The following is a 25,903-nucleotide window of genomic DNA, read 5'->3' on the forward strand; positions in this document are numbered from 1 at the left end:
CTACATTGAACACGCGTATAGGGTGTTGAACGTCAGTTCAATGGAGCCCCTGTTCGAGGCTCGAAGCGAGCCGAGGGAGCGCCCATGGAACCCACCCCACCTGCCGAGGAGCGCATCCTTCGCGCCGCTCTGCAGCGCTTCGCCGTCGACGGGCTCAGCGCGCCACTGCGTGCCGTCGCCCAGGACGCCGGGGTCAGCGCGGGTCTGATCATCCACCACTACGGCTCTCGTGAGCGCCTCCTCGAGGCGTGCGACCGACAGGCGCTCGAGGTGACCCACGAGAACAAGCTCGACGCCTTCACCGGCGGCTCCGGGGTGATGCTCGCCCAGCTCGCCGAGACCGAACGCTACGCCCCGGTGGTCGGCTACGTGCTGCGCCGGCTCCAGGCCGGCGGACCCCTGGCACAGCAGCTGGTCGCGGACTTCGTCGTCGACGCCACCGACTATTTCGAGCAGGGCGTGCACGCCGGGCTGATCAGCCCCAGCCGCGATCCTGTGGCGCGCGCCCGCGTGCTCACGGAGATGGCACTCGGCGCACTGCTGCTCCAGCTGCCCGCCCAGCGGGACCATCTCGATCTCGCCGACCTCCCCACCTGGCTGCGCAGCTACACCGACTCGCTGATGCTCCCGATGCTCGAGCTCTTCACGACGCCCCTGCTGCAGGACAGCTCGCTGCTGGATGCCTATCGCACTGCCGCAGCGAGCGGCGACCACACCCCGACAACCACCGAAGGGAACACCTCATGAACACTGCCCATGCCCCCGACCCCGACCCCGCCGCCGGCCGCACCGGCTCAGCTCCGGCGACCACCGATGCGCCGCCGACCACCGATGCTCCGGCCCCCACCGATGCGCCGCCGACCACCGATGCCGCCGTCGTGGTCCGAGGTCTCACCAAGACCTTCGGCACCACCCGAGCCCTGGACGGTTTCGACCTCACCGCGCCCCGCGGCCAGGTCACCGGTTTCCTCGGACCCAACGGCGCCGGGAAGTCCACCGCCATCCGCGTCCTGCTCGGACTGCTGCGGGCCAGCTCGGGCACCGCCGAGGTGCTCGGCATGAATCCGTGGTCCCACGCCGTGCAGATTCATCACCGACTCGCCTACGTGCCGGGAGATACGAACCTCTGGCCGAACCTCACCGGGGGAGAGGCGATCGACGTGCTCACCCGCGGCGAGAAGGGCGCCGCCCACCAGCGTCGCCGGAGCGAGCTCATCGAGCGCTTCGAGCTCGATCCCACCAAACGCTCCCGCACCTACTCCAAGGGCAACCGGCAGAAGGTCTCCCTGGTCGCAGCGCTGTCTCGGGACGTGGACCTGTACATCATGGACGAGCCCACCTCGGGCCTGGACCCCCTGATGGAGGCGATCTTCACCGACGAGGTCGCCCGCCTGCGGGCCGATGGCCGCACCGTGCTGCTGTCCAGCCACATCCTCGCCGAGGTCGAGAAGCTCTGCGACACGGTGACGATCATCCGCGCCGGCAAGGACGTCGAATCCGGGACCCTCGCCCAGCTGCGGCACCTGACCCGCTCGACCGTCGCGGCCACCTCGAGCGCGGATCCCGCCCGACTCACCGCCCTGGACGGCGTCCACGACCTCGTGGTCGACGGCGATCGGCTCCGCTTCGACGTCGACGACGCCGCTATGCACGACGTCCTGCCGGCGCTGACCCGGATGGACGTCACCGCGTTGACGATCACCCCGCCCTCGCTCGAGGACCTCTTCCTTCGCCACTACGGAGATGACCTCACTGCAGGGCCCCGCGGAACCGGGACGGAGGAGTCATGAGCGCCGTGACCGGCACGCCCGCACTGCACACGCATCGGGCCCCACCGGTGGCGGGATCGCCGCTGACGGGTCTGGGCTCCCTGGTGCGGCTCTACGGGCGGATCTCACGCCGCGCGATCATCGTCTGGACGCTCGCCCTGCTCGTCCTCGTGCCCGCCTCGATCTACGCGATGCAGGAGGCCTACCCCGATCAAGGGGCGCTCGATGCGCGGGCGATGCTGCTGGACAACCCGTCGGCCGTCATGATGACCGGGCCGTTCTTCGCCACCGAGCAGTACACCTTCTGGGCGATGGTGGCCAATGAGCTCTTCCTCTACATCCTGATACCGGCCGCGATCATGAGCGTGCTGCTGACCGTGCGCCACACCCGCGCAGAGGAGGAGGCCGGGCGCCTGGAGATGATCCGGGCGCTGCCCACCGGCAGGCTCGCCCCCGCCGTGGCCGCGCTCCTCATCGTCACCGCCGCGAACCTCGCACTCGGCGCGGCCATCACCATCGGCACCCTTGCCATGGGCGGAGAGGTCGCGGGGTCTGTTGCGCTCGGCCTCGCGACAGCGCTGACCGGGATGGTCTTCGCCGCGATCACAGCTGTCGCCGCGCAGGTCACCGAGCATGCCGGCACCGCCTCCGGGATGGCGCTCGGGCTGCTGGCCCTCGCGTTCATGGTGCGCGGCATCGGCGACGTGATCGACCGGCAGGGCTCCTGGCTCTCCTGGCTCTCGCCGCTGACCTGGGCTCAGCAGACCCGCGTCTTCGTGGATCTGCGCTGGTGGCCGCTGCTGGTCTCCCTCGCGGCGGTGATCGCCCTGCTGGTGCTCGCCGGGGCGCTGTCCCGCCGCCGTGATGTGGGCGCCGGGCTGCGAGCTGCCTCGGGCGGGCCGCGCCGCGCGTCATCCGCACTGCTGGCTCCCGGCGGTCTCGCCCGGCGTCTGGTGAGCGGGTCGATGCTCGCCTGGGGCATCGGACTGTTCCTGTTCTCCCTCGCCTTCGGCTCCCTCGCCTCTTCGCTCACGGACCTCGTCGAGGAGATGCCGACGATCCAGGAGTTCGCTCCCATCTCGCTGGATGACCTCACCGGCTCGTTCTCCGCCTTCGTGCTGATGATGCTCGCGATCGGGCCCGCCGCCCTCATCGTCTCCGGGGTGCTGCGGATGCGCACCGAGGAGGTCGCCGGCCGTCTGGCCGGGGTGCTGGTGGCGGGGACCTCCCGCGTGCGCCTGGCCGTGATGTGGTTCCTGGTCGTGCTGGTCGAGGTCGCGCTGATGCAGGTGCTGCTCGGCTTCGGGGTGGGGATCGGCGTGTGGGCCGCGACCGATGACATCTCCTGGATCGGGGACATGACCTTCGCCGCTCTTGCGTACCTGCCCGCGATCGCGCTCTACGGTGCCTTCGCACTCGCCACCTACGGGTTGCATCTGCGGGCGACGGGACTCGCCTGGCTGCTGGTCGTCTTCACCGCGCTGGTCACCTTCCTCGGCGACATGCTGGGACTGCCCGACGGGGTGAAGGACCTCTCCCCGCTGAGCCACGTCCCGCTGCTGCCGTCGGCGGAGTTCGAGAGCCTGCCGCTGCTGGTGATGGGCGGACTGGCAGCTGTGCTCGTGGTGGCGGGGCTGCTGCTCCTGCGGCGACGGGATCTCGCAGCGGGCTAGCGGCGCTCGCGCGCGGGGAGGAGACTGCCCGGACGCAGGCACGTGACCCCGCGGGACGAATACTCCGCGGCCGACGAGAGGCGGACCCGATGTCGAAGTACCTGATCTCCTTCCCCAGCAGTGCGATGACCGTGCGAGGACCCGACCTGCAGGCAGCCGCAGACGCCTCCCACGCCGTGGTGCGCGAGGCGAAGGCGGCTGGCGTGTGGGTGTTCGGAGGCGGGATCGACGAGAGCGTGCCGCCCGTCATGGTCGACGGCACCGGCACGGTGCTCGAGAGCACCTACGCCGAGACCCGCCACATCGAGGGCGGCTATGCCGTACTCGAGCTGGCCAACCGGGAGGAAGCGCTGGACTGGGCCCAGAAGCTCGCCGTCGCCTGCCGCTGCGCCCAGGAGGTGCGGGTGTTCGGGGACGATCCGGAGAGCTGAACCTCAGTGGCCGTGGTGGGTGCGGACCGGGGCGGGAGCACCCGCGGCCCGGCACCGACGGTGACTCAGAGCCAGCTGAGGTTCACCGGGAGCCAAGGATCAGAACGGGCCGATCCGCACCACTGCACCCGCGAGATCCATGTCCCAGGCGATCTGACAGGTCAGCCGGGAGGTGGGTTCGCGCTCCGCCTCGGTCAGGCTGTCCAGCACATCGGCCTCGTCCTCATCGATCTCGCCTGCGGTCTCGAAGGAGACCTGGTCGAGGAAGGAGTGGCAGGTGGAACAAGAGGCGTTCCCTCCGCAGATCGCGAGGATCGGGAAGCTGTTGCGGACCAGGCATTCCATGAGGGACTCGTCGTCCTCCCATTCGACGCCGGGGTTTTCGACGCCTTCGCGGTCGATGACGGTGATCTCGATACTGCTCATGCCCCTATTCCACACCCTCCGAGGCTCTGGGGCCAGTCGGGTCCAGGAGGGCTGGCCCACGACGCGGTGAACGAGGGCTGTGAACGAGTGCGGTGAACGAGAAGGGCCCCCGGCCCGCGGCGACGCGGAGCAGGGGCCCATCCTCAGACGAGTCGAACTCAGATGTCGTAGTAGAGCTCGAATTCGTGGGGGTGCGGGCGGTAGCGGAACGGATCGATCTCCGTGGTGCGCTTGAGCTCGATCCAGGTCGAGATGAGGTCCGCCGGGAAGACGTCACCCTCGGTGAGGTAGTCGTTGTCGGCCTCGAGGGCATCGAGTGCTGCTCCGAGGGACTCGGGCAGCTGCTTGATCTGCTTGTGCTCCTCCGGCGGCAGCTCGTACAGATCCTTGTCGATCGGCTCCGGCGGCTCGATGCGGTTGCGGATGCCGTCGATGCCGGCCATCAGCTGCGCGGCGAAGGCCAGGTACGGGTTCGCCGAGGGGTCCGGCGCACGGAACTCGACGCGCTTGGCCTTGGGCGAGGAACCGGTGACCGGGATGCGGATCGCGGCGGAACGGTTGCGAGCCGAGTAGACCATGTTCACCGGCGCCTCGAAGCCGGGCACCAGGCGCTTGAAGGAGTTCACCGTGGGGTTGGTGAAGGCCGTCAGCGAGGGGGAGTGCTCGATGATCCCGCCGATGTACCAGCGGGCGATGTCGGAGAGTCCGCCGTAGCCGCGCTCGTCGTAGAACAGCGGCTCGCCGTCCTTCCACAGCGACTGGTGGGTATGCATCCCCGAACCGTTGTCGCCGAACAGGGGCTTGGGCATGAAGGTCGCCGTCTTGCCGGCATCCCACACGCAGCTCTTGACGACGTACTTGAACTTCATGACGTCATCCGCTGCCTGCAGCAGGGTGTTGAAGCGGTAGTTGATCTCCTGCTGGCCTGCGGTGCCGACCTCATGATGGGCCCGCTCGACCTGCAGGCCGGTCTCCTCCAGCACAGCGCAGATCTCATCGCGCAGATCCGCCATCTGATCGTTCGGCGGGACCGGGAAGTAGCCGCCCTTCAGGCGCGTCTTGTAGCCCTGGTTGCCGCCGAACTCGGACTCGTCGCGGTCGGTGTTCCAGACCGCCTCGTCGGAGTCGATGCTGTAGAAGCCGGAGTTCACCGTCGTCTTGAAGCGCACATCGTCGAAGATGTAGAACTCGGCCTCCGCGGCGAACAGCGCAGTGTCGGCGATGCCGGTCGACTTCAGGTACTCCTCGGCCTTCGACGCCACGGTGCGGGGGTCGCGGGAGTACGGCTCATCCGTGAACGGGTCCACGATCGAGAAGTTGATGATGAGGGTCTTGCGCTCGCGGAAGGGATCGAGATAGGCGGTCTCCAGATCCGGGACGAGCTTCATGTCCGACTCGTGGATCGCCTGGAATCCGCGGATCGAGGAGCCGTCGAAGAGCTGGCCGGTCGCGATGGCCTCCGCGTCGAAGGTGCTCGCGGGGATGTTGAAGTGCTGCATGACGCCGGGAAGGTCGCAGAACCGGATGTCGATGAACTCGACACCCTCTTCTTCGACGTACTTCACGACCTCGCTGGGATTGTTGAACACATGCCCTCCATTCGCGCCCGTGGCGCGTGTTGTGCTGTCTGACCCCGATGGGCGTCACCTGATGAGCTCCGTCGGCCCCCAAGGGACCTGAGCTCGGGTGCGCCCAATCCTAATGCTGTGTCCCGCAGCACTCCGGGAACCGGCGCTCCCAGATCGGCGCACTATGGTCGTGCTCGTGATCGAACGCAAGGACCTCGGTGCCTGGCTCGAAGGCGCCCCCCACGAGACCGGCTACGTCAAGGGCTCCTCCATCGGGCTGCCCGCGGAAGGGCCCGGTTCCGTGGCGCCGTTCTGGCGCCGGCCGCTGTCGGTGGTGATCGATTGGGGGCTGTGCATGCTGGCCTCGGCGCTCGTGTTCGACGGTGATGCGCTGGCGAACCTGGTGCTCTTCGTGGCGATGAACGTGCTGTTCCTGACGCTTTTCGGGGCAACCGTGGGACAGTTCGTGCTGAAGCTGCGAGTGCGGCCCGTCCGCGGGCGCAGCCCGATGCTGCTGAGGTCCATGATCCGCACGGGGATGATCCTGCTGCTGCTCCCGACGGTGGTCTGGAACAAGGACGCGCAGCCGCTGCACGACGTGGCCGCGGGTACGGCTGTCGTCACCGTCTGAGCTGTCCATCCCCGTCTGAGGCGCGACAGCTGGCCTCCGAGGTGCCCGATCCGCGGCCGCTGTGCGCTCCGACCCTTCATGAACATCGCCCCTCCTCAAGCCGCTGACCTGCGACGATAGTCAATGTCACGAAAAGATCACGGAGGTAACGGGACGGTAACGGCGTGGTGGCCGGCGGGCGGCGCCAGCAGGAGAGCCGCGTCAGCTTGATGGCAGCGCCGACGGGAGGCCCGTGCCGATGGGAGGCCCGCGCCGACAGGAGAGCCGAGCCCGCAGGAGGGTCAGTGCGCGCAGGTGGGGCCGCGCCCGCACGTGGAGCGGCCCAGCAGGAGGCCTCGCCCGACTGGGCACGACGAAGCCCCCGTCTGGAACTCCAGGCGGGGGCTTCACAGCAGGGGAGAGGGGCTCAGCGGCCTCGCATCGCCTTGCGATTGGGGCGGGCGCGCATCGGGTCGACGCCCTTAGGGATTGACTGCCGCAGCGAGCGGCGCAGAGCGTTCAGCCGCTTCGTGACCTGGGCGGCCTCATCCTTGGTGAGCTGCTTCTTCATCCGCTGCATGTGGCTGGGCAGCTTGTGCAGCGGGACCTCGCCATCGCCGTCGCCGACCACGATCTGATGGACCGGGACGTTGTCGTGCTGGAGCACGCGACGGATGCTGCGACGCTCCTTCTCAAGCAGCTTCATGGAGGTCGCAGAGGAGTCCTCAGCGACCACCGCGATACCCGCCCGGCCCGAGGCGCGGAAGAGCATCTTCTGGCTGCGGGGGTCGATCTGGACCGGCTCCTCGTCGATGTTCCAGCCGCGACGGATCGACTGCATCGCCGCGAGCGCCGCCCCCGGCTGACCCTTGATGCGGCCGAAGGCGGCACGCTCCGCCTTGCGGGCCAGGATCATCATCGCGACCAGCACACCGATGGCCAGGCCCATGAAGATGCCGTACCAGGGGCTGTTCAGCACCAGCCAGCTCACCAGGACACCCAGCGCGATCGCACCGAGGATCGCACCGATCATCCACGGCAAGGTGGTGCGATCGATCTCCTGGGTGTACTTGTACACCTCGATGATCTGCTTGATCCGACCCTGCTTCTTGGAGCCGTCGGCGTTCTTCTTCGTGCCCTTCTCGGGCTTGGTCTCGGACTTGCGAGCCATGTGCGGTGGGTCCTCTCGGGGCCGGGCGGGCGTCAGCTCGCGACGGCCTGCTGGGTGCGGGCGACGACGCTCGCAGCTTCCTGACGGGCGGGCTGGTTCGAATCGAGGTGGCGGAGGTTCTCCGGGATCTCGCGGCCGAGCTTCCGCATCGACTGCGCCCAGAGCTTGCCGGCGCGGTAGGAGGAGCGGACCATCGGCCCGGCCATCACCGCGAGGAAGCCCATCTCCTCAGCAGCCTGGGACAGCTCGACGAACTGCTGGGGCTTGACCCAGCGGTCGATCGGGTGATGCAGCTTCGACGGGCGCATGTACTGCGTGATGGTGATGATGTCGCAGCCGGCATCGTGAAGACGCTGCAGCGACTCGAGGATCTCCTCATCCGTCTCACCCATCCCGAGGATGAGGTTGGACTTGGTGATCATCCCGGCCTCCTTCCCCATCGAGATCACGTCGAGGGAGCGCTCGTAGCGGAACGCGGGACGGATCTGCTTGAAGATGCGCGGGACGGTCTCGAGGTTGTGCGCGAACACCTCGGGCTTGGCCTCGAAGACCTGCTGCAGGTGCTGGCCGTTGCCCTTGATGTCATCGATCAGCAGCTCGACACCGGTGCCCGGGTTCATCGCATGGATCTGCTCGCAGGTGCGGGCGAACAGACCGGCCGCCCCATCTTCGAGATCATCGCGGGCCACACCCGTGATGGTCGAGTAGCGAAGACCCATCTCCTTGACGGACTGGGCGACCTTGAAGGGCTCCATCGGATCGACGGCCATCGGCTTGCCGGTGGCGATGTTGCAGAAGTCGCAGCGCCGCGTGCAGGTGTCACCGCCGATGAGGAAGGTCGCCTCGCGGTCCTCCCAGCATTCGAAGATGTTCGGACAGCCGGCTTCCTCGCAGACCGTATGGAGACCCTGACCATGCACGCGCTTCTTCATCGCGGTGTACTCCGGGCCCATCACGGCCCGGGTCTTGATCCATTCGGGCTTGCGCTCGATCGGGACCTCGGCGTTGCGAGCCTCGACGCGCAGCATGCGTCGGCCTTCGGGGGCGAATGTCACCCTGATGCCTCCTCATCTCGACGTTCCCTGGAGTCTATCGACCTGGCCAGGTCCCAGGGCACTCAGCCCACGCGGGGCGAGGTGCGGTGTGCCACGAGCTCGGTCATGGCCGTCGCGGCGATGTCCACCACGTCGGCAACCGCGATCCGGTGCCCGGCCTCTCGGCTGAGGCTGGTCACTCCGGCATCATCGATCCCACAGGGGATTACATTCGCGGCCCAGGAGAGATCATTCGCGCAGTTCAGCGCGAAACCGTGCATCGTGGCACGCTTCGAGACCCGCATGCCGATCGCACACACCTTGCGCGACTCCTCGCCCTCCGGCGCGACCCAGACGCCGCTGCGACCGGCCACCGGCATCGTCGCCACGCCGACGGCGGCGCAGACGTCGATCAGGGTCCGCTCGAGATCACGGACGAAGCCCACCACATCGATCGGGATCGGAAGCTTCACCAGCGGGTAGCCGACGAGCTGCTGCGGGCCGTGCCAGGTGAGCTTCCCGCCGCGGTCGATGTCCACGACCTCAGCACCATCACGGGGGCGCTCGTGGTCCTCGGTGAGCTTGCCTGCTGTGTAGACCGCCTGATGCTCGAGCAGCAGCAGCGTGTCGGGACGGCTGCCCGAGACCACCTCGGCGTGGAGTTCGCGCTGCAGCGCCCAGGCAGCTCGGTACTCGACCGGGCCCGGGGGCAGGCCGAACTCCTCATAGCGGTCCCCACCGGGGACGGGTTCGCTGAAACCGAGACGGATCACGTCGAGCATCGACCCAGGCTACTCCGCCTCCCACCTGCGCGTTGTGGATGAATCGCGGAGAGCTCACTGCGATGCGGTTCACTGCTGTCATGGACGAGAACGACGAGGAGAGCTCCCGCCGGGGCCCCGGCACGTTCGGACCGGGCGTGAGCCCGCCTCGCGCCGGAACGGCGCGGCAGGAGAGGCAGCGAGAATCTGCCGGGCACGGCCAGCAGGTGGAGGTCAAGGGGCTGGATGAAGACGCCCGCCACAGCATCCGCGATGAGCTCCAGCTGCTGGCGACGCTCGAGGTCGCGGGGATCACGGCGGCACCGAACGTGCTCGAGATCGAGGACGACGGATACCTTCGCGAAGCCGCACCTCCTCTGCGGCGTCGTTCCGGCCGGCGGGCTGCCGAGGACTGCGCCCCACCTACCGCTGAGCGTCTCGCCCTCGCGCGGGCCCGGGACGATCTCGATGATCTGATCGATGCGGTCCATCAGCGGGGATGGGTGCTGGGAGCGGGACCGGGGCAGGGGCTCGGTGTCCGTCCAGACGGGAGTGTGGTGGCCCTCGACCTGGCCGGGCTGCGGCGGGATGAGACGCTCTCCGCCCGGCAGGCTGACCGCCGCTGGGTCGACTCGGTGCTCGGGGACCAGGAGCGGACCCTGCGCCGACGGATCGATCTCGTGGCCCCCTCCTGGCCGCTTCAGGAACGCTCGCTGCTCGGTCCCGGCCCTGCTGCCGAAGTGCTAATGGAGCCGGCCGCACAAGCGGCGTCCGGACAAGCGGCGTCCGGACAGGAGGCCGAGGCGGAGCTGGAGGGGCCGGACGGGGTGGAGGGTCCGGAGGTGGAGCACGCGGGTGCGGCTCTGCCGCGACCCCGCCGGCTCCGGCGGCGGGAGCGGGGCGAGTTTGCAGCGGTGGGCGTGTACGGACGCCGCACGCCGCACCCCGCTGGCCTTCGGACCTTGGTCGGCCCGCTGACGGGGACCGGGAGACGCGGGTTGTCAGCGATCCGTCAGGTGCTGAGTCAGCCTCCGCTGCGACGAGTTGCCGTCGGGAGTGCCCTCGTGGTTCTGCTGCTGGGATCCACTGCGGCGATGGGTGCGTGGTGGGCCAGTGAGCGTCCCGCGCAGGCTCCCGGTCATGAACAGCTTCCCGTCGCGACGCCAGCACCGCCCAGCGGGGCGCCCCGGATCGAGGATCCCTGGGCCCTGGTCGCAGACGTCGCCGGAGCCCGGCACGCCTACATCTCCGGAGTATCCGCGCAGCCGGTGGCTGTGCCGGGGAGTGAGGCGTTCACGGCTGACGAGGAGACCCGCCTCGCATACCAGGGCCATCAGGTCCGAGGCGGTGGGCCGGTGGTCCATGAGGCGGAGCTGCTCGCGGGACCGGACGGCGACGGCACCGTGGTGCTGCGCGCGGTCACCTCGACCGCAGAGCATGAGCTCGAGGACCGCGCCGGGCAGCTCACGCACGTTCCCGCGACTGCCCCGCGCGAAGTCCGGCTGACCCTCCACTGGAATGGCGAGCGATGGCTCGTCGAGGCGGTCGAGGCGGTCGAGGAGGTCGAGGCGGTGGAGCCGGACGAGCCAGTGCAGCCGGGTGAGCCAGTGGAACCGGACCAGCTAGCGGAGCCAGCGCCGGGGGATACCGGAGCGAGCTGATCGTCCCCATGCAGCCGCACCTCCACCGGGCACGCCGAAGGGCCCCGACACCAGAGAACTGATATCGGGGCCCTTCAACATCGCTCAGTGCGCGGGACGCGCCCAGACGAGGAAGCTCAGGACCTCACAGGCCCAGCTCTGCCTCGAACGCGCCCTCCTCGAGCCGCTTCTTCATGAAGGTGAGGAAGCGTGCGGCGTCGCCGCCGTCGACCATGCGGTGGTCGTAGGAGAGGAACAGGTACATCATCGAGCGGATGGCGATGGTGTCGTCACCCTCGGCGTTCTGCACGACCGCCGGACGCTTGGTGATGGTGCCGGTGCCCAGGATGCCGACCTGCGGCGCGGGGACGATGGGGGTGTCCCACAGCGCACCGCCGGAACCGGTGTTGGTGATGGTGAACGTGGCACCGGCGAGATCGTCCGGAACCAGCTTGTTGCCCTTGGCACGGCCACCCAGATCGCCGATCTGACGAGCCAGGCCCGCCAGGTTCAGATCGCCGGCATTGCGGATCACAGGAACCACGAGACCGCGTTCGGTGTCCGCCGCCATGCCGATGTTCTCGGAGCCGTGGTAGACGATCTTGTCGCCCTCGATGCTGGAGTTCAGCTGCGGGTAGGTCTTCAGACCCTCCACCGCTGCCATCATCAGGAACGGGAGGAAGGTGAGCTTCGCACCCTCACGGGCGGCGAAGTCCTCCTTGGCGCGGGCGCGCAGCTTCGCGATACGGGTCAGATCGACCTCGACCGCGGTGGTCAGCTGGGCCATCCCGTGCAGCGACTCCGTCATCCGCTGGCCGATGACCTTGCGGATGCGCGGCATCTTCTCCTCGGTGCCACGCTTCGAGGAGACCTCGACCTTGGGGGCTGCCGGGGCGGCTGCGGGCGCTGCGGCGGCGGCAGGAGCCGAAGCGGCGGCCTTCTGCGCATCGATCGCCTGCTGCACATCCTGCTTGCGGATGCGTCCGCCCAGGCCGGAGCCCTTGACGTTCGACAGGTCGACGCCGGCCTCGGCCGCCATCTTCCGTACCAGCGGAGTGACATAGCCGGAGGACTCCGCACCGGAGACGGCATCGGAGGCCTTCGGCGCCGCCGCAGCTGCCTCTGCCTTGGGGGCCTCAGCCTTCGCGGGCTCTGCCTTCGGAGCCTCAGCCTTCTCAGCCTTGGGTGCCTCGGCAGGCTTCTCCTCGGCCTCGGGAGCCTCAGCAGGCTTCTCCTCAGCCTTGGGCGCCGGGGCGGAGGGCTGCTCTGCGGGAGCAGAGGCCGCAGCACCGGAGCCGACCACTGCCAGCACGGCGCCGACCTCTGCGTCCTCGTCCTCCTGGACCTTGATCTCCAGCAGGGTGCCCGCGACAGGGGAGGGGATCTCGGTGTCGACCTTGTCGGTGGAGACCTCGAGCAGCGGCTCGTCGATCTCGACGGTGTCGCCGACCTCCTTGAGCCAGCGGGTGACGGTGCCCTCGGTGACGGACTCGCCGAGCGCGGGCATCGTCACCTCCTCACCGGAGGCGGCGCCGCCGGAGGTGCCGGAATCGGCATCGCCGGAAGCCTCGGCAGGCTTCTCGTCCTCGCCGGCCGGAGCCTCCTCATCGGTGGACGGGGCGACGGTTTCGTCGGAGGCGAGATCCTCGCCCTCGGCGGGAGCGTCCTCCGACTCGGCGGGGGCCTCCTCGGAAGCGGCCTCAGCACCGGAAACAGCCGATCCGGCAGCCTCAGAGCCGGAACCATCGCCGATGACGACGAGATCGGCGCCGACCTCGGCGTCCTCGTCCTCCTCGACCAGGATCTTCTCGATGGTACCCGCGACGGGCGAGGGGATCTCGGTGTCGACCTTGTCGGTCGAGACCTCCAGCAGCGGCTCGTCGACCTCGACGGTGTCGCCCACGGCCTTGAGCCAGCGGGTGACGGTGCCCTCGGTGACAGACTCGCCGAGTGCCGGCATCTTCACGGTTTCAGACATGGGGTTTTCTCCTCCTGGAAGATTCAGGCGTGGGCGTGCAGCGGCTTGCCGGCGAGGGCGAGCGCAGCTTCGCCCAGGGCCTCGTGCTGCGAGGGGTGGCCGTGGATGAGGGAGGCGACATCCTCGGGGTAGGCCTCCCAGTTGACGATGAGCAGCGCCTCGCCCATGAGCTCGGAGGTGCGCGAGCCGATCATGTGGACGCCGATGATGGGCCCGTCCTTCTCGCGGACGAGCTTGATGAAGCCGGTGGTGCCGAGGATCTGGGACTTGCCGTTGCCACCGAGGTTGTACTCGTAGACCTCGACGGCGTCCTCGCCCAGCTGCTCCTTGGCCTGCTTCTCGGACAGACCCACGGAACCGAGCTCGGGCTCGCAATAGGTGATCCGCTCGATGCCGGACTCGACGATCGGTGCCGGGTTCAGGCCGCCGATCCGCTCGGCCACGAAGATGCCCTGGGCGAAGCCGCGGTGCGCGAGCTGCAGGCCGGGGACGATGTCACCCACGGCGTAGACGCCGGGGACGTTGGTCTCGAGGGTCTCGTTGTTCGCGAGCACGAAGCCGCGATCCATCTCGATGCCCTGCTCCTCGTAGCCGAGCCCTGAGGTGTTCGGGCCACGACCCACAGCGACCAGCAGGTAGTCGCCCTCGAAGACCTTGCCGTCGGCGAGGGTGACCTTCACCCCGGACTCGGTCTGCTCGGCCTTCTCGGTGAAGATGCCCAGCGAGAACTTGATCCCGCGCTTCTTGTACGCGCGCTCGAGTGCCTTGGACAGCGCCTCGTCCTCGTTGGCGACCAGGTGGGGGAGGCCTTCGATGATGGTCACGGACTCCGCGCCGAGCGACTTCCAGATCGAGGCGAACTCGACCCCGATCACGCCGCCGCCCAGGATGATGGGGTTCTTGGGGATCTCGGGCAGCTGCAACGCGGCCTCGGAGTCGAGGAAGCGGCCGCCGAGGTCGATGCCCGGAAGGGTCTTCGAGTACGAGCCGGAGGCCAGGATGATGTTCTTGCCGGTCAGGGTGCGGGTGCCGGACTCGGTCTCGACCGAGACGGTGTTCGGTCCCGTGAGCGTGCCGAAGCCCTCGACGTACTCGACCTTGCGCGACTTCACCAGGCCCTGCAGGCCCTTGTAGAGCCGGCCGATGATCTTGTCCTTGAAGCCGAGCACCTTCGCGGCATCGATGCCGTTCAGAGTGAGGTCGACGCCGGCATCAGCGGCCTCGGACGGGGCGTCGGCGAGCTCGCCGACGTGCAGCAGCGCCTTGGTCGGGACACAGCCGCGGTGCAGGCAGGTGCCACCGAGCTTGTCCTTCTCCACGAGCGCGATCTTCTGGCCGAGCTGGGCTCCGCGCAGCGCGGCCGCATAGCCGCCGCTGCCACCGCCCAGGATCACGACGTCGAACTGGTCAGTGGTTGTCTCCGCCACCTGTGTGCTCCTCGGTGTATACGTCACTCCGCGACCCGCCCGGACCTGGATGGCCGACGGCGCCGCCTGCGTGTCCCATGCTAGGCCACCAGGCGGCGCCGGGCCGACTGCTTCGCGCGATCTCTCAGTGCTGTGGTGCGGTGCGCATCACGGTGCGGGGCGTGAGGCGACGTCCGCGAGGATCTGCAGCACGGTGCGGGTGCTCATCCCGGTGGCGCCCTTGCCCATGTAGCCCAGGGGCGAGGAGGCGTAGCCCGGTCCCGCGATGTCCAGATGCGCCCACTGGGTATCGCCCACGAACTCGGCCAGGAAGATGCCCGCCGAGAGCGCACCGCCCGGTCGGTCCCCGATGTTGCGCAGATCAGCGACGCGGCCGGTGAGATCGGCACGCAGCTCGCTGGGGAAGGGGAGCGGCCAGAACGGCTCGCCGGTGGTCTCAGAGGCCGCCATCACGAGGTCGCGGCCCTCGGAGGTGCCCATCACGCCGGCGGTGCGCTTGCCCAGCGCCACCACCGCCGCACCGGTGAGGGTGGCGACGTCGACCACCAGATCGGGGTTCTCGGCGACCGCATCGACCAGCGCGTCGGCCATCACCATCCGCCCCTCCGCATCGGTGTTGAGCACCTCGACAGTCCTCCCATTGCGCATGGTGACCACGTCACCGGGGCGCTGAGCCCCACCGCCGGGCATGTTCTCGGCCAGGGCGAGGTAGGTGGTGACCTTGACCTCGAGGCCGAGGCGGGCGGCACCGACAGCTGCCGCCAGCACGGTGGCGGCGCCGGTCATGTCGGAGGTCATGTCGTCCATGCCGGCCGCGGGCTTGAGCGAGATGCCGCCGGTGTCGAAGGTGATGCCCTTGCCGACCAGGGCGACAGAGCTGGTGGCCTTCGCGGGGGCGTACTCCAGGCGCACCAGGCGCGGCGGGCGAGTCGATCCCTGGCCGACGCCGACGATGCCGCCGTAGCCGCCCTCGGCAAGCTGCTTCTCGTCCAGGACGGTCACCGTGATCGGCAGCTCGGCGACGAGCTCCTCGGCGCGGCGGGCGAACTCGGCGGGATGGAGCAGGTTCGGGGGCGTGTTGACGAGGTCGCGCACGATGCCGACGATCTCGGCGAGCACGCCGGAGCGGTCGACCGCGGTCTGGGCGGCGTCGGCGTCGCCCTCGGTGATCAGGGTGAGGGCTGCGAGGGCGGCCTTCGGTGCACCGGCACCGGTGCCGGTCTTGTAGGTGGTGAAGGTGTAGGCGCCGAGCGCGGCGCCCTCGAGGGCTGCGGCGCGCTGCTGCGTGGTGGCGGTGGGCACGGCGATCGCGGCGTTCTCGACCCCGGCGAGCGAGCGGGTGGCCGCGCCGAAGGCGAGCCGGAAGTCCTCGTCCTCGACCTTGGCGAGATCCTCGTCACCGAGGCCGACCAGCAGCAGCGAGGTTGCGGAGGCCAGTCCGTAGGAGGGGATCCGGTGGAGATCGCCTCGGGCGGAGGAGGCATCGAGACCCGAGATGGCCTCGGAGATCTCCGGTGCGCCGGGCACCGTCGCGGGGGCGCCGTCGGCGCCCGCGAGGAGGGGGAGGATGAGGACGTCGGCAGCGACGTCGCGCAGAGATGCATCGGTGATGGTGATGGTGATGGTGATGGTGGGCATGGCTCTATCGTAGGGGCGGGCCGGACACGATGTCGGCGTACCACGGAGGAGGGCGGAGAAGCAGATGACGGTGCTGAGCATCGTGGTCTTGGTGCTGGGCGGGCTGACCGCCCTGCTCGGGATCTACTACACAGCGCGTGACCTGAACGCCGATCTGGTGCTGCTGGGCGCGTGCGCCCTGCTGGCCGCGTCCTGGGCCGTGCTGGGCATCGCCCTGGGGCTCAAGGACCTCGCCGGCGGGAACCCTCCCGAGCGGGTCACGCTCTACGGCTATCTCCTCACGGCTCTGCTGATGGCGGTCGGCGGCGGCTGGATGGGACTGTTCGAACGCAGCCGCTGGGGAAGCCTCGTCATCGCCGTCTGCGCGGCGGTCTCCATGGTGCTGCTGATGAGGCTGGAGCAGATCTGGCCGGGAGGCTTCGCATGAACGTCGAGAACGTCGAGAACGTCAAGAACGTCAAGGGCGCTGAGCACGGCAAGGGCGCGGCGGCGGCGTCGCCGGGTCGCCCCGAGCGCGCCGGGCGCGGCTTCGAGATCGTGCTGATCGCGGTGTACGGCATCTTCGCGCTGTCGGCGACCGCGCGCAGCCTGGTGCAGGTGCTGCGTGACTTCTCCTTCGCACCGGTCGCGTACAGCCTCTCCCTGCTCGCCGCCGTGACCTACATCGCCGTCACCATCGCTCTGGTGCGTCGCGGCCGCGGCTCCCCGGTGGCGAGGGCGCTGTGCATCGCGGAACTCGCTGGGGTGCTCATCGTCGGCACCCTCACCCTGCTCGATCCGGCGCTGTTCCCGGATGGGACGGTCTGGGGCGTCTACGGCAAGGACTACGGCTTCGTCCCCCTGCTGTTGCCCGTGCTCGCCCTGTTCTACCTGTCGCGAGCACCGCGAGTACGCCGTTCGGGACCTGTGGACTGAGATCCGCGACCAGGAACGCGTACGGTATCCCTCGTGACCCCTGACGACGCCCCTCGACGTGGGCCCTATGACGTGCTCTTCCGCCGCGTGCTGAGCCGGCTCGACCCGGAACAGGCTCATCGGCTCACGGTGCGGGCGCTCGCAAACGCTCATCGCCTGCCGGGAGGCCCGCAGCTGCTGCGGGCCCTGTTCGGCGGTACGGACCCGCTGCGGGACACCGGGCCCACCCGCCGGGTGCTCGGCGCCGAGCACCGCAGCCCGCTGGGCTTGGCCGCAGGCTTCGACAAGGACGGCGAGGTGCCGCTGGCACTGCTCGATCTCGGCTTCGGCCATGTCGAGGTGGGCACCGTGACCGCCAAGGCACAGCCCGGGAACCCCCGGCCGCGATCCTTCCGGCTGATCGAGGACCGGGCCCTGATCAACCGTATGGGCTTCAACAACCACGGAGCTCAGGCGCTGGCGCGTCGGCTGGCCAGAGCGCGCCGCACCGAACGTGGCCAGCGCGCCGTGATCGGCGTGAACATCGGCAAGTCCAAGGTGACCGCCCTCGAGGACGCCGCTGAGGACTACCGCTTCTCCGCCCGGCTGCTCGCCCCCTACGCCAGCTATCTCGCCATCAACGTCTCCAGCCCGAACACCCCCGGACTGCGGGATCTCCAGAGCGTCGAGATGCTCCGACCGATCCTCGAGGCGGTGGTCCAGGAAGCTGTTGCGGTACGGACCCGGCTGCGTCGGGAGGTGCCGGTGCTGGTCAAGATCGCCCCTGATCTGCATGACGGCGATGTGCAGGCGGTCGCCCGGCTCGCCGCCGAGGTGGGGCTGGCGGGCGTGATCGCGACCAACACCACCATCGCCCGCCCGGACTCACTGGCGACCGCGCGCTCTCGGGTCGAGCAGATCGGTGCCGGCGGGCTCTCCGGGCCGATTCTCGCCGACCGCTCGATGCAGGTGCTGCAGCTGCTGCGCACCACCCTTCCGCAGGACGCGGTGATCATCAGCTGCGGCGGCGTGACCAGCGCCCAGGACGTGCGCGACCGCCTCGATGCCGGCGCAGATCTGGTCCAGGGCTACACCGCGATGATCTACGAGGGCCCCGCGTGGCCCGGACGGCTCTCCCGTGAGCTCGATCCCCGCCGCTGAGCCCCGGCGCGCCCGCGTCGCCACCTCGGCCTAGGCTGGGGGGATGGACGAGGACCTCTTCTCGCTGAGCGGCGATGAACCCGCACCGCGCACGCTCTCGGATCGCAACCGCGACCACCGCGCACCGCTCGCGGTGCGAATGCGCCCGCGCTCCCTCGAGGAGGTGGTGGGGCAGCGCGACGCGCTCAAGCCGGGCAGCCCCCTGCGGCGCCTGGTCGGAGCCGACGACTCCCGCACCGCGCCCAGCTCCCTGATCCTGTGGGGCCCGCCCGGCACCGGCAAGACCACCCTGGCCTACGTCGTCGCACAGTCCGGCGATCGCGAGTTCGTCGAGGTCTCCGCCGTCCTCGCCGGCGTCAAGGACATCCGTGAGGTCGTGGACCAGGCCCGCTCCCGGCTGCGGACGATCGGTCGCGAGACGGTGCTGTTCGTCGACGAGGTGCACCGCTTCTCGAAATCCCAGCAGGACGCCCTGCTGCCGAGCGTCGAGAACCGCTGGGTCACGCTGATCGCCGCGACCACGGAGAACCCTTACTTCTCGGTCATCTCGCCGCTGCTCTCCCGTTCGATCGTGCTCACCCTCGAGTCGCTGGAGCAGGAGGACCTCGACGCGCTCGTCGATCGTGCGCTCGAGGACGAGCGCGGCCTGGCGGGCTCCGTGACCCTGACCGACGACGCTCGCGAGGCGCTGCTGCGGCTCGGCGGCGGGGACGCCCGCAAGATCCTCACATCCCTCGAGGCGGCCGCGGCGGCGGCGCTGATGAAGGAGACCCCGGAGATCGATGCTGCGGTGCTCTCCCAGGCCGTCAACCGAGCCGCCGTGCGCTACGACCGGGCCGGGGACCAGCATTATGACGTCACCAGCGCCTTCATCAAGTCGATGCGCGGCAGCGATGTCGACGCAGCCCTGCACTACCTGGCGCGGATGATCGAGGCGGGGGAAGACCCCCGCTTCATCGCCCGCCGAGTGGTGATCGCCGCCGGGGAGGAGGTCGGCATGGCCGATCCGAGCGCCCTCCAGGTCGCCGTCGCCGCGATGCAGGCGGTGCAGATGCTCGGCATGCCCGAAGGGAGGATCCCGCTCGCACAGGCCGTGGTCCATATCGCCACCGCGCCCAAGTCCAACGCCTCCTACCAGGCACTCGATGCGGCCATCGCCGATGTCCGGGCGGGGAAGGGCCAGGGCATCCCGGCGCACCTGCGCGATGCGCACTACTCCGGCGCGAAGAAGCTCGGGCACGGCACCGAGTACCGGTACGCGCATGACGCCCCGCACGGGGTGGTGGCCCAGCAGTACGCACCCGATGACCTGGTGGGCGTGGACTACTACCACCCCAAGGGCCACGGGAACGAGGAGCGCACCCGGAGCCGGGTCGAGGCGCTGCGACGGATCCTGCGCTCGTGACCTCGAGCTGAGGTGGCGCTGCGATAGCGGAGGTGGCGCTGCGATGCTGAAATGCACGGACGCCGATGAGCTGCTGCGCGGGGCGATGCGCGGGGGCGCTGAGGCGCCGCACCAGGCACGCCGCCCCGGCCGGGAGCCGGCGTGAGGCACTCCACAGGAAGTAAGGCGTGACCAGTGTCGTCGATCGTGGACCTCGAGGAGTTGCTGCGGTAATGTGGGTCGCTGAATCCGCGGCTGCACGACTGGATTCACCACACGCGAACAAGAGGTATACCTCGTGACCAACGTCACCCGCGCGCGCCGTCAGGCGCGCCTGTCCCGAGCCCTCGGGCTCCCGCTCACCCCGAAGTCCGTCAAGTACTTCGAGAAGCGCCCGTACCCCCCGGGCGAGCACGGCCGTGCTCGCCGTCGTACCGAGTCGGACTACGCAGTGCGACTCAAGGAGAAGCAGCGTCTGCGCGCGCAGTACGGAATCCGCGAGAAGCAGATGCACCGCGCCTACCTGGACGCCAAGAAGGAGCCCGGTCTGACGGGTGAGAGCATGGTCGAGCTGCTGGAGATGCGCCTGGACGCGCTCGTCCTGCGCTCCGGCTTCGCCCGCACCACCCTCCAGGCCCGCCAGGCCGTGGTGCACCGCCACATCCTGGTCGACGGCAAGCTGGTGGACCGTCCCTCGTACCGCGTCTCCCCGGGCCAGACCATCCAGGTCAAGCCCAAGTCACAGGCGATGGAGTCGTTCCAGATCGCTGCTGAGGGCGGCAACTCCGACGTCCTCGCCAAGACCCCCTCGTACCTCTCGGTCGAGCTTCCCGAGCTGAAGGCCCAGCTCGTCGCGCGCCCCAAGCGCGCTGAGGTCCCCGTGACCTGTGAGGTCCAGATGGTCGTCGAGTACTACGCTCGCTGACCTTTCTTCACCGCGGCGCGACAGGCCCCGGCGGGTGTACTCCGGTACCCTGACCGGGGCCTTCGTGTCCGCAGAAGCACCTCGCCCGCAGAGCGGGCCCACCCCGGCTGTTCCAGGAAGGACACCTCCCGACCATGCGCACCTCCGAGATCCGTCATCGCTGGCTCGATTTCTTCGCGAAGAAGAACCACGAGATCGTGCCCAGCAGCTCGCTGGTGTCCTCCGACCCGTCGATCCTGTTCACGATCGCCGGGATGGTCCCCTTCATCCCGTACATCGTCGGGACGGAGAAGGCTCCCTACCCCCGCGCGGCGAGCGTCCAGAAGTGCATCCGCACCAATGACATCGAGAACGTCGGCCGCACCACGCGCCACGGCACCTTCTTCCAGATGGCCGGGAATTTCTCCTTCGGCGACTACTTCAAGACCGGCGCGATCGACCTCTCCTGGGAGCTGCTGACCACCTCGCAGGAGGACGGCGGATTCGGCTTCGACCCCGAGCGCCTCTGGTTCACCGTCTGGGAGCAGGACGAGGAGTCCTACCGCCACGTCACGGAGGTCGTGGGCCTGGACCCGCAGCGCGTGGTGCGCCTGCCGCGCGAGGAGATCTTCTGGGACACCGGCCAGCCCGGTCCCGCCGGTCCGTGCGGCGAGTGGCACTACGACCGCGGCCCCGAGTACGGACCCGACGCCGTCACCGGCACCGTCCCCGAATGGCCCGGAGACGAGAAGGGCGAGGACCGCTACATCGAGATCTGGAATCTGGTCTTCGACCAGTACCTGCGCGGCGAGGGCAAGGGCAAGGACTACCCCCTCCTCGGCGAGCTGGACCAGAAGTCCATCGACACCGGTCTCGGCGTCGAGCGCGTCGCCTACCTGCTGCAGGGCAAGCAGAACATGTACGAGATCGACCAGATCTTCCCGGTCATCGAGAAGGCGCAGGAGCTCTCGGGCCGTGCCTACGGCGGGGACGAGGAGGACGACGTCCACCTGCGGATCATCGGCGACCATGTGCGCAGCGCGCTGATGCTGGTCTCCGACGGGGTGCGCCCGGGCAACGAGGGACGCGGCTACGTGCTGCGCCGGCTGATCCGGCGGGCGGTGCGCTCGATGCGGCTGCTCGGCTACGCGCAGCCGTCGATGCCCGCGCTGCTGCCGATCTCGAAATCCCTGATGGTCGAGTCCTATCCCGAGCTCGAGGCGGACTTCCCGCGGATCAGCGAGATCGTCTACGCCGAGGAGGAGGCGTTCCGTCGCACCCTGGAGACGGGCACCTCCATCTTCGAGCAGCTCGCGGGCGAGGTGAAGAACGGCGGCGGCCGGGTCCTGGCCGGCGACGACGCCTTCCGCCTCCATGACACCTACGGCTTCCCCATCGACCTCACCATGGAGATGGCGCAGGAGGTCGGGCTGCAGGTCGACGCGGACGCCTTCCGCGGAGCGATGCAGGAGCAGCGCGAGCGCGCGCGTGCCGACGCCGCCGCGAAGAAGTCCGGACACACCGACACCGCGATCTACAACCGGCTGCTCACCGAGCGCGGCGGCGAGGTGCCCTTCCTGGGATACACCGAGGACACCGTCGCCACCACGGTCGAGTCGGTGCTGGTGGACGGCAAGCTGGTCACCGCCGTCGAGGCCCCGGCCCAGGTCGAGGTCGTCCTCGCCTCCACCCCCTTCTACGCGGAGTCCGGCGGCCAGCTCGCCGATCAGGGCCGCATCACGCTCACCGGCGGCGGCCTGATCGAGGTCGACGACGTGCAGAAGCCCGTGCGCGGACTGATCGTCCATCGCGGGCGCCTCGTCGAGGGCTCTCTCGCGCAGGGCGCCTCCGCGATCGCGACCATCGACGGCGAACGACGCGGCGCCATCGCCCGCGCCCACACCGCCACCCACATGGTCCACGAGTCCCTGCGCGAGGAGCTCGGCCACAGCGCCACCCAGGCCGGCTCCGAGAACTCCCCGGGCAGGATGCGCTTCGACTTCCGCTACGGCCAGGCCGTGCCGAAGTCGGTGCTCGAGCAGATCGAGGGCCGCGTGAACACGCTCCTGCAGGACGAGCTGACCGTCACCGACCAGCAGATGTCCTTGGACGAGGCCAAGTCCCTCGGCGCGCAGGCGCTGTTCGGCGAGAAGTACGGGGAGGTCGTGCGCGTGGTCTCCATCGGCGGTGACTGGTCCCGTGAGCTGTGCGGCGGCACCCATGTCTCCAGCACCGGCGCGATCGGCACCGTGCAGCTGATGGGCGAGGCGTCCATCGGCAGCGGGGTGCGGCGCGTCGACGCGCTGGTGGGGCTCTCCGCCTACCGCCACCAGGCCAAGGAGCACGCACTGGTCTCCCAGCTGTCCGAGCTGCTGAAGGTCGGCGCCGCCGAGGAGCTGCCCGAGCGGGTGCGCGTCCTCACCCAGCGGATGAAGGACATGGAGAAGCAGCTCGCGGCGCTGCGCGGCCAGCAGCTGCAGGCTGAGGCCGGGCGACTCGTGGACTCCACCACCGAGGTCGCCGGCATCCGGGTGCTGACGCACGATGCCGGTGAAGGTGTCGCCGCAGGAGATCTGCGCACCCTCGCCCTCGACCTCCGCTCCCGGCTCGGCGAGGACTCGCCGGTGACGGTCGCGGTCGCCGGCCACGAGAGCGGTCGGGCGGCCCTGGTGATCGCCACCAACGCCGCCGCGCGCGAGCGTGGCCTCGCCGCGGGCTCCCTGCTGCGCATCGCGGCCGAGGCGATGGGTGGCCGTGGCGGTGGCAAGCCGGACATGGCGCAGGGCGGCGGCGGCGAGCCCGCCCAGGTGCCTGCGGCACTGGCCGCTGTGCACGCGGCGATCGAGGCGGCTCAGGACGCATGAGCCCGGGCAACGGCGAGGAGTCCCGACAGCAGCCCCCGTCGCTGCCCCGCGGGGTCAGGCTCGGGGTCGACGTCGGTGATGTGCGGGTCGGTCTGGCACGCAGCGACCTCGACGGGATGATCGCCACTCCGGTCGAGACCCTCGCCCGTGACACGGCGGTGGGGCGAGTGCTGGCAGAGGCTGCGGAGCTCGACGCGCATGTCATCATGGTGGGGCTCCCACGGTCGTTGAACGGCACTGAAGGCGTCGCGGCACAGAAGGCGCGAACCTTCGCCGTGGAGCTCGCCGCAGGCTCTCCGGAGCTCGAGGTCAGGCTCATCGACGAACGGCTGACGACCGTCTCCGCGCACAAGGCGCTCCACAGCTCCGGCAGGAAGGGCCGCAAGCACCGCCAGGTCGTCGACCAGGTGGCCGCAGTGATGATCCTCCAGCAGGCGCTGGACATCGAACGGTCCACCGCGGCGCGCGCTGGTGAGCGGGTGCCCGCCACCGCCATCCCGCCATCGACCGAGGAGGACACCCTGTGAACGACGAGGAGCTCTCCTTCGTCGACCTGGCGGATTCTCAGGGCGGCGAGCCCGCAGCGGCGGGTCGGGATGGCGCACGCGGACGTCGCAGAGGGCCCAAGCGGTCGCGTCGACGCCACGGATTCCTGCGGGGGGTGCTGCCGGTGCTGCTGGTGCTGCTGGTGGTGGGCGGGCTCATCGTCGGCGGGATCCAGGGGTACCGCTGGATCACGTCCAACGTCAGCCTCGAGCAGGAGGCCGCAGACTATCCGGGGCCCGGCAGCGGCGAGGCGGTGGTCGAGGTGGCCGAAGGCGACACCGGTACCGACATCGCCGGCACGCTCGTGGAGATGGGAGTGATCAAGAGCGCCGGCCCATTCGTCAACCTCTTCTCCAACACTCCCGAGGCCGCTCGCATCGAGCCCGGCATCTACCGCCTGAAGCTGGAGATGACCTCCGCGGATGCGCTGGAGGCACTGCTGGATCCGTCGAACCTCGCCGGCCAGAGGGTGATCATCCCCGAGGGGAAGCGGCTGACCCAGATCTGGGAGCAGCTGGCTGCGGAGACGGATATCCCGGTCGAGGATTTCACCGCTGCGGCCGAGGACTACACCAGCTACGGGATCCCCGAGAACGCTGCCGGATCGCTCGAGGGCTACCTCTGGCCCGGCCGCTATGACATCTACGAGGATGCCACCGCCGAGGATGTCATCCAGATGATGTGGGATCGGATGGAGAAGGAGCTGACCGCTCGTGACATCCCGCAGGAGCAGTGGCACGAGTCGCTGACCATCGCCTCCCTCGCGGAGATGGAGGTGCGCAAACCCGAGGACTACGGCAAGGTCGTGCGGACCATCGAGAACCGTCTGGAGGGGGCCGGCGAGGCCAAGGGGAAGCCGATGAAGCTCCAGTTCGACTCCACCGTCCACTACGTGACCGGGAAGTCCGCGAGCGTGGGGACCTCCGATGCGGAGCGCGCCACGGACAGCCCCTACAACACGTACAAGTACCAGGGGCTGCCGCCTGGACCGATCGCCGCGCCCGGGGCCAATGCGCTGGATGCCGTCGACGCGCCGCCTGAAGGTGACTGGCTGTACTTCGTCAGCGTGAACACCGACACCGGGGAGACGAAGTTCGCGGCCACCTGGGCCGAGCACGAGGAGAACGTCAAGGAGTGGCAGGAATGGGCGGACGCGAAGGGATGAGCCCGCGTCGGTTCGCGGTGGTCGGCTCGCCGGTCGAGCACTCCCTCTCGCCCATCCTCCACCGCACCGCCTATGAGGCGCTCGGCATCACGGACGCCGTCTACGAACGTCATCAGGTGCGCGCCGGGGAGCTCGCGCAGTTCCTCCGCCAGGGTCCCGGGCGGGGGCTGCAGGGCCTCAGCGTGACCATGCCGGGCAAGCCCGAGGCTTTCTCGCTGGGTTCCGAGGCCGACGAGACGTCCCGCCAGCTCGGCATCTCCAACACCCTGATCCGCACCGGCCAGGGATGGCGCGCCGAGAACCACGACGTCCACGGCATCGTCGCCGCACTGCAGGACCACGGTGCCGCCGCTCCGGAGACCGGTGCCGTGCTCGGCTCGGGTGCCACCGCCCTGAGCGCCCTCGCCGCCCTGGCGGAGCTCGGTGTGCAGAGGGTGCTGCTCTCGGCCCGCAGCGCGCACAAGCTCGCATCGCTCGAGGAGTATGCCGCCATCCGTGGGGTGGCCGTGGAGCAGATCCCCTGGGAGCGGCATCACGAGGTGCTCGCCGCAGATGTGGTGGTCAGCGCCTTGGCCATCGAGGGGGCCCGTGCGGTCGCCGAGCAATGGCGGGCTCAGTCCGATCTCGCCGTGCCCGGGGTGGTCCTCGACGTGCTCTACGACCCATGGCCCGCGCCGATCGCCGAGGTGATCCAGAGCTGCGGGGGCGAGGTGGCGGACGGACTCGAGATGCTGGCGCACCAGGCCGATATGCAGCTCCGTTCCATGCTCGCGATCCCGGCCGCGCCGGTGCGGGAGATGCTCGCTGCAGCGCGCACGGAACTGGCCCGGCGCAGGTCCGTCACCGAGGTCTGAGCGAG

General features: G+C 69.3%; 23 protein-coding genes. 15 read left to right on the forward strand and 8 right to left on the reverse strand.

Going from position 1 to position 25,903, the window contains the following annotated elements; translation table 11 throughout:
• The first annotated feature begins 84 nt into the window (after positions 1 to 84).
• The 4 genes from ACT3SQ_RS05485 to ACT3SQ_RS05500 all read left to right on the forward strand — a co-directional run bounded on the left by ACT3SQ_RS05485 (position 85) and on the right by ACT3SQ_RS05500 (position 3,873).
• Entirely contained in the window at positions 85 to 747 is a 663-nt protein-coding gene (locus ACT3SQ_RS05485; RefSeq protein WP_444592119.1) for a TetR family transcriptional regulator, read from the forward strand.
• Positions 744 to 1,790 carry an ABC transporter ATP-binding protein gene (locus ACT3SQ_RS05490; RefSeq protein ID WP_444600912.1) on the forward strand — a complete coding sequence of 349 codons (1,047 nt, stop codon included), beginning with the start codon at positions 744 to 746 and terminating at the stop codon, positions 1,788 to 1,790. The genes ACT3SQ_RS05485 and ACT3SQ_RS05490 overlap by 4 nt, the downstream gene beginning before the upstream one ends.
• A complete protein-coding gene (locus ACT3SQ_RS05495) occupies positions 1,787 to 3,442 on the forward strand; it encodes an ABC transporter permease (RefSeq protein ID WP_444600913.1) in 1,656 nt (551 codons plus the stop codon). Before ACT3SQ_RS05490 ends, ACT3SQ_RS05495 begins: the two co-directional genes overlap by 4 nt.
• A gap of 89 nt (positions 3,443 to 3,531) precedes the next feature.
• Positions 3,532 to 3,873 carry a YciI family protein gene (locus ACT3SQ_RS05500; protein ID WP_441442981.1) on the forward strand — a complete coding sequence of 114 codons (342 nt, stop codon included), beginning with the start codon at positions 3,532 to 3,534 and terminating at the stop codon, positions 3,871 to 3,873.
• A gap of 99 nt (positions 3,874 to 3,972) precedes the next feature.
• On the opposite strand, the gene ACT3SQ_RS05505 is transcribed toward ACT3SQ_RS05500, so the two are convergent.
• Positions 3,973 to 4,299 carry a 2Fe-2S iron-sulfur cluster-binding protein gene (locus ACT3SQ_RS05505; RefSeq protein ID WP_441442982.1) on the reverse strand — a complete coding sequence of 109 codons (327 nt, stop codon included), beginning with the start codon at positions 4,297 to 4,299 and terminating at the stop codon, positions 3,973 to 3,975.
• Between the two features lie 158 nt (positions 4,300 to 4,457).
• Entirely contained in the window at positions 4,458 to 5,888 is a 1,431-nt protein-coding gene (gene glnA, locus ACT3SQ_RS05510) for a type I glutamate--ammonia ligase (protein ID WP_441442983.1), read from the reverse strand.
• Positions 5,889 to 6,063: 175 nt separating this feature from the next.
• Here glnA and ACT3SQ_RS05515 point away from each other — a divergent pair, with 175 nt between their 5' ends.
• Entirely contained in the window at positions 6,064 to 6,498 is a 435-nt protein-coding gene (locus ACT3SQ_RS05515) for an RDD family protein (protein ID WP_441442984.1), read from the forward strand.
• 406 nt (positions 6,499 to 6,904) lie between these two features.
• On the opposite strand, the gene ACT3SQ_RS05520 is transcribed toward ACT3SQ_RS05515, so the two are convergent.
• From ACT3SQ_RS05520 to lipB, 3 genes are all read right to left on the reverse strand, one after another.
• Entirely contained in the window at positions 6,905 to 7,648 is a 744-nt protein-coding gene (locus ACT3SQ_RS05520; RefSeq protein WP_444600914.1) for a DUF4191 domain-containing protein, read from the reverse strand.
• Between the two features lie 32 nt (positions 7,649 to 7,680).
• Positions 7,681 to 8,703 (reverse strand): lipoyl synthase, encoded by a 1,023-nt coding sequence (gene lipA, locus ACT3SQ_RS05525; protein WP_441442986.1) that lies wholly within the window; start codon positions 8,701 to 8,703, stop codon positions 7,681 to 7,683.
• A gap of 62 nt (positions 8,704 to 8,765) precedes the next feature.
• Positions 8,766 to 9,464, reverse strand: a complete 699-nt coding sequence (gene lipB / locus ACT3SQ_RS05530) for a lipoyl(octanoyl) transferase LipB (RefSeq protein WP_444600915.1) — start codon at positions 9,462 to 9,464, stop codon at positions 8,766 to 8,768.
• An 80-nt stretch (positions 9,465 to 9,544) separates the two neighbouring features.
• On the opposite strand from lipB, the gene ACT3SQ_RS05535 reads away from it, so the two are divergent.
• Positions 9,545 to 11,104 carry a hypothetical protein gene (locus tag ACT3SQ_RS05535; protein WP_444600916.1) on the forward strand — a complete coding sequence of 520 codons (1,560 nt, stop codon included), beginning with the start codon at positions 9,545 to 9,547 and terminating at the stop codon, positions 11,102 to 11,104.
• A 124-nt stretch (positions 11,105 to 11,228) separates the two neighbouring features.
• On the opposite strand, the gene sucB is transcribed toward ACT3SQ_RS05535, so the two are convergent.
• The 3 genes from sucB to ACT3SQ_RS05550 form a co-directional block, all read right to left on the reverse strand.
• Complete coding sequence (sucB, locus tag ACT3SQ_RS05540) at positions 11,229 to 13,061, reverse strand: 2-oxoglutarate dehydrogenase, E2 component, dihydrolipoamide succinyltransferase (protein WP_444501875.1); 1,833 nt, start codon at positions 13,059 to 13,061, stop codon at positions 11,229 to 11,231.
• Positions 13,062 to 13,084: 23 nt separating this feature from the next.
• A complete protein-coding gene (gene lpdA, locus ACT3SQ_RS05545) occupies positions 13,085 to 14,488 on the reverse strand; it encodes a dihydrolipoyl dehydrogenase (RefSeq protein WP_441442990.1) in 1,404 nt (467 codons plus the stop codon).
• A 147-nt stretch (positions 14,489 to 14,635) separates the two neighbouring features.
• Positions 14,636 to 16,126, reverse strand: coding sequence for a leucyl aminopeptidase (locus ACT3SQ_RS05550; protein WP_444600917.1), 1,491 nt, complete (start codon positions 16,124 to 16,126; stop codon positions 14,636 to 14,638).
• 64 nt (positions 16,127 to 16,190) lie between these two features.
• Between ACT3SQ_RS05550 and ACT3SQ_RS05555 the strand changes: the two genes are divergently transcribed.
• From ACT3SQ_RS05555 to ACT3SQ_RS05595, 9 genes are all read left to right on the forward strand, one after another.
• Positions 16,191 to 16,553, forward strand: coding sequence for a hypothetical protein (locus tag ACT3SQ_RS05555; RefSeq protein WP_441442992.1), 363 nt, complete (start codon positions 16,191 to 16,193; stop codon positions 16,551 to 16,553).
• Entirely contained in the window at positions 16,550 to 17,041 is a 492-nt protein-coding gene (locus ACT3SQ_RS05560) for a hypothetical protein (RefSeq protein ID WP_442331677.1), read from the forward strand. The genes ACT3SQ_RS05555 and ACT3SQ_RS05560 overlap by 4 nt, the downstream gene beginning before the upstream one ends.
• Before the next feature lie 33 nt (positions 17,042 to 17,074).
• The gene (locus ACT3SQ_RS05565; RefSeq protein WP_444501874.1) at positions 17,075 to 18,181 is read left to right on the forward strand and encodes a quinone-dependent dihydroorotate dehydrogenase; all 1,107 of its coding nucleotides are present in this window, start codon (positions 17,075 to 17,077) and stop codon (positions 18,179 to 18,181) included.
• 43 nt (positions 18,182 to 18,224) lie between these two features.
• Entirely contained in the window at positions 18,225 to 19,586 is a 1,362-nt protein-coding gene (locus ACT3SQ_RS05570) for a replication-associated recombination protein A (protein WP_442331675.1), read from the forward strand.
• 277 nt (positions 19,587 to 19,863) lie between these two features.
• Positions 19,864 to 20,490, forward strand: coding sequence for a 30S ribosomal protein S4 (rpsD, locus tag ACT3SQ_RS05575; RefSeq protein WP_299305334.1), 627 nt, complete (start codon positions 19,864 to 19,866; stop codon positions 20,488 to 20,490).
• 134 nt (positions 20,491 to 20,624) lie between these two features.
• Positions 20,625 to 23,333: an alanine--tRNA ligase gene (alaS, locus tag ACT3SQ_RS05580; protein ID WP_444600918.1), complete on the forward strand. Its 2,709-nt coding sequence runs from the start codon at positions 20,625 to 20,627 to the stop codon at positions 23,331 to 23,333.
• On the forward strand, positions 23,330 to 23,860 hold the full coding sequence (ruvX, locus tag ACT3SQ_RS05585; RefSeq protein ID WP_441442997.1) for a Holliday junction resolvase RuvX: 531 nt from the start codon (positions 23,330 to 23,332) through the stop codon (positions 23,858 to 23,860). The genes alaS and ruvX overlap by 4 nt, the downstream gene beginning before the upstream one ends.
• Positions 23,857 to 25,044: an endolytic transglycosylase MltG gene (gene mltG / locus ACT3SQ_RS05590; protein WP_441442998.1), complete on the forward strand. Its 1,188-nt coding sequence runs from the start codon at positions 23,857 to 23,859 to the stop codon at positions 25,042 to 25,044. Before ruvX ends, mltG begins: the two co-directional genes overlap by 4 nt.
• A complete protein-coding gene (locus tag ACT3SQ_RS05595) occupies positions 25,023 to 25,898 on the forward strand; it encodes a shikimate dehydrogenase (RefSeq protein WP_441442999.1) in 876 nt (291 codons plus the stop codon). The genes mltG and ACT3SQ_RS05595 overlap by 22 nt, the downstream gene beginning before the upstream one ends.
• The last annotated feature ends 5 nt before the right edge of the window (positions 25,899 to 25,903 follow it).

This window comes from Brachybacterium sp. AOP42-C2-15, from assembly GCF_052377065.1.
GTDB lineage: Bacteria > Actinomycetota > Actinomycetes > Actinomycetales > Dermabacteraceae > Brachybacterium.

What these genes read in the sequence shown, in the direction of transcription:
- ACT3SQ_RS05485 (WP_444592119.1), top strand. Translation starts at nt 85, where the DNA reads ATGGAACCCACCCCACCTGCCGAGGAGCGCATCCTTCGCGCCGCTCTG.
- ACT3SQ_RS05490 (WP_444600912.1), top strand. Translation starts at nt 744, where the DNA reads ATGAACACTGCCCATGCCCCCGACCCCGACCCCGCCGCCGGCCGCACC.
- ACT3SQ_RS05495 (WP_444600913.1), top strand. Translation starts at nt 1,787, where the DNA reads ATGAGCGCCGTGACCGGCACGCCCGCACTGCACACGCATCGGGCCCCA.
- ACT3SQ_RS05500 (WP_441442981.1), top strand. Translation starts at nt 3,532, where the DNA reads ATGTCGAAGTACCTGATCTCCTTCCCCAGCAGTGCGATGACCGTGCGA.
- ACT3SQ_RS05505 (WP_441442982.1), bottom strand. Translation starts at nt 4,299, where the DNA reads ATGAGCAGTATCGAGATCACCGTCATCGACCGCGAAGGCGTCGAAAAC.
- ACT3SQ_RS05520 (WP_444600914.1), bottom strand. Translation starts at nt 7,648, where the DNA reads ATGGCTCGCAAGTCCGAGACCAAGCCCGAGAAGGGCACGAAGAAGAAC.
- lipB (WP_444600915.1), bottom strand. Translation starts at nt 9,464, where the DNA reads ATGCTCGACGTGATCCGTCTCGGTTTCAGCGAACCCGTCCCCGGTGGG.
- ACT3SQ_RS05535 (WP_444600916.1), top strand. Translation starts at nt 9,545, where the DNA reads ATGGACGAGAACGACGAGGAGAGCTCCCGCCGGGGCCCCGGCACGTTC.
- sucB (WP_444501875.1), bottom strand. Translation starts at nt 13,061, where the DNA reads ATGTCTGAAACCGTGAAGATGCCGGCACTCGGCGAGTCTGTCACCGAG.
- ACT3SQ_RS05550 (WP_444600917.1), bottom strand. Translation starts at nt 16,126, where the DNA reads ATGCCCACCATCACCATCACCATCACCATCACCGATGCATCTCTGCGC.
- ACT3SQ_RS05555 (WP_441442992.1), top strand. Translation starts at nt 16,191, where the DNA reads ATGACGGTGCTGAGCATCGTGGTCTTGGTGCTGGGCGGGCTGACCGCC.
- ACT3SQ_RS05560 (WP_442331677.1), top strand. Translation starts at nt 16,550, where the DNA reads ATGAACGTCGAGAACGTCGAGAACGTCAAGAACGTCAAGGGCGCTGAG.
- ACT3SQ_RS05570 (WP_442331675.1), top strand. Translation starts at nt 18,225, where the DNA reads ATGGACGAGGACCTCTTCTCGCTGAGCGGCGATGAACCCGCACCGCGC.
- alaS (WP_444600918.1), top strand. Translation starts at nt 20,625, where the DNA reads ATGCGCACCTCCGAGATCCGTCATCGCTGGCTCGATTTCTTCGCGAAG.
- ruvX (WP_441442997.1), top strand. Translation starts at nt 23,330, where the DNA reads ATGAGCCCGGGCAACGGCGAGGAGTCCCGACAGCAGCCCCCGTCGCTG.
- ACT3SQ_RS05595 (WP_441442999.1), top strand. Translation starts at nt 25,023, where the DNA reads ATGGGCGGACGCGAAGGGATGAGCCCGCGTCGGTTCGCGGTGGTCGGC.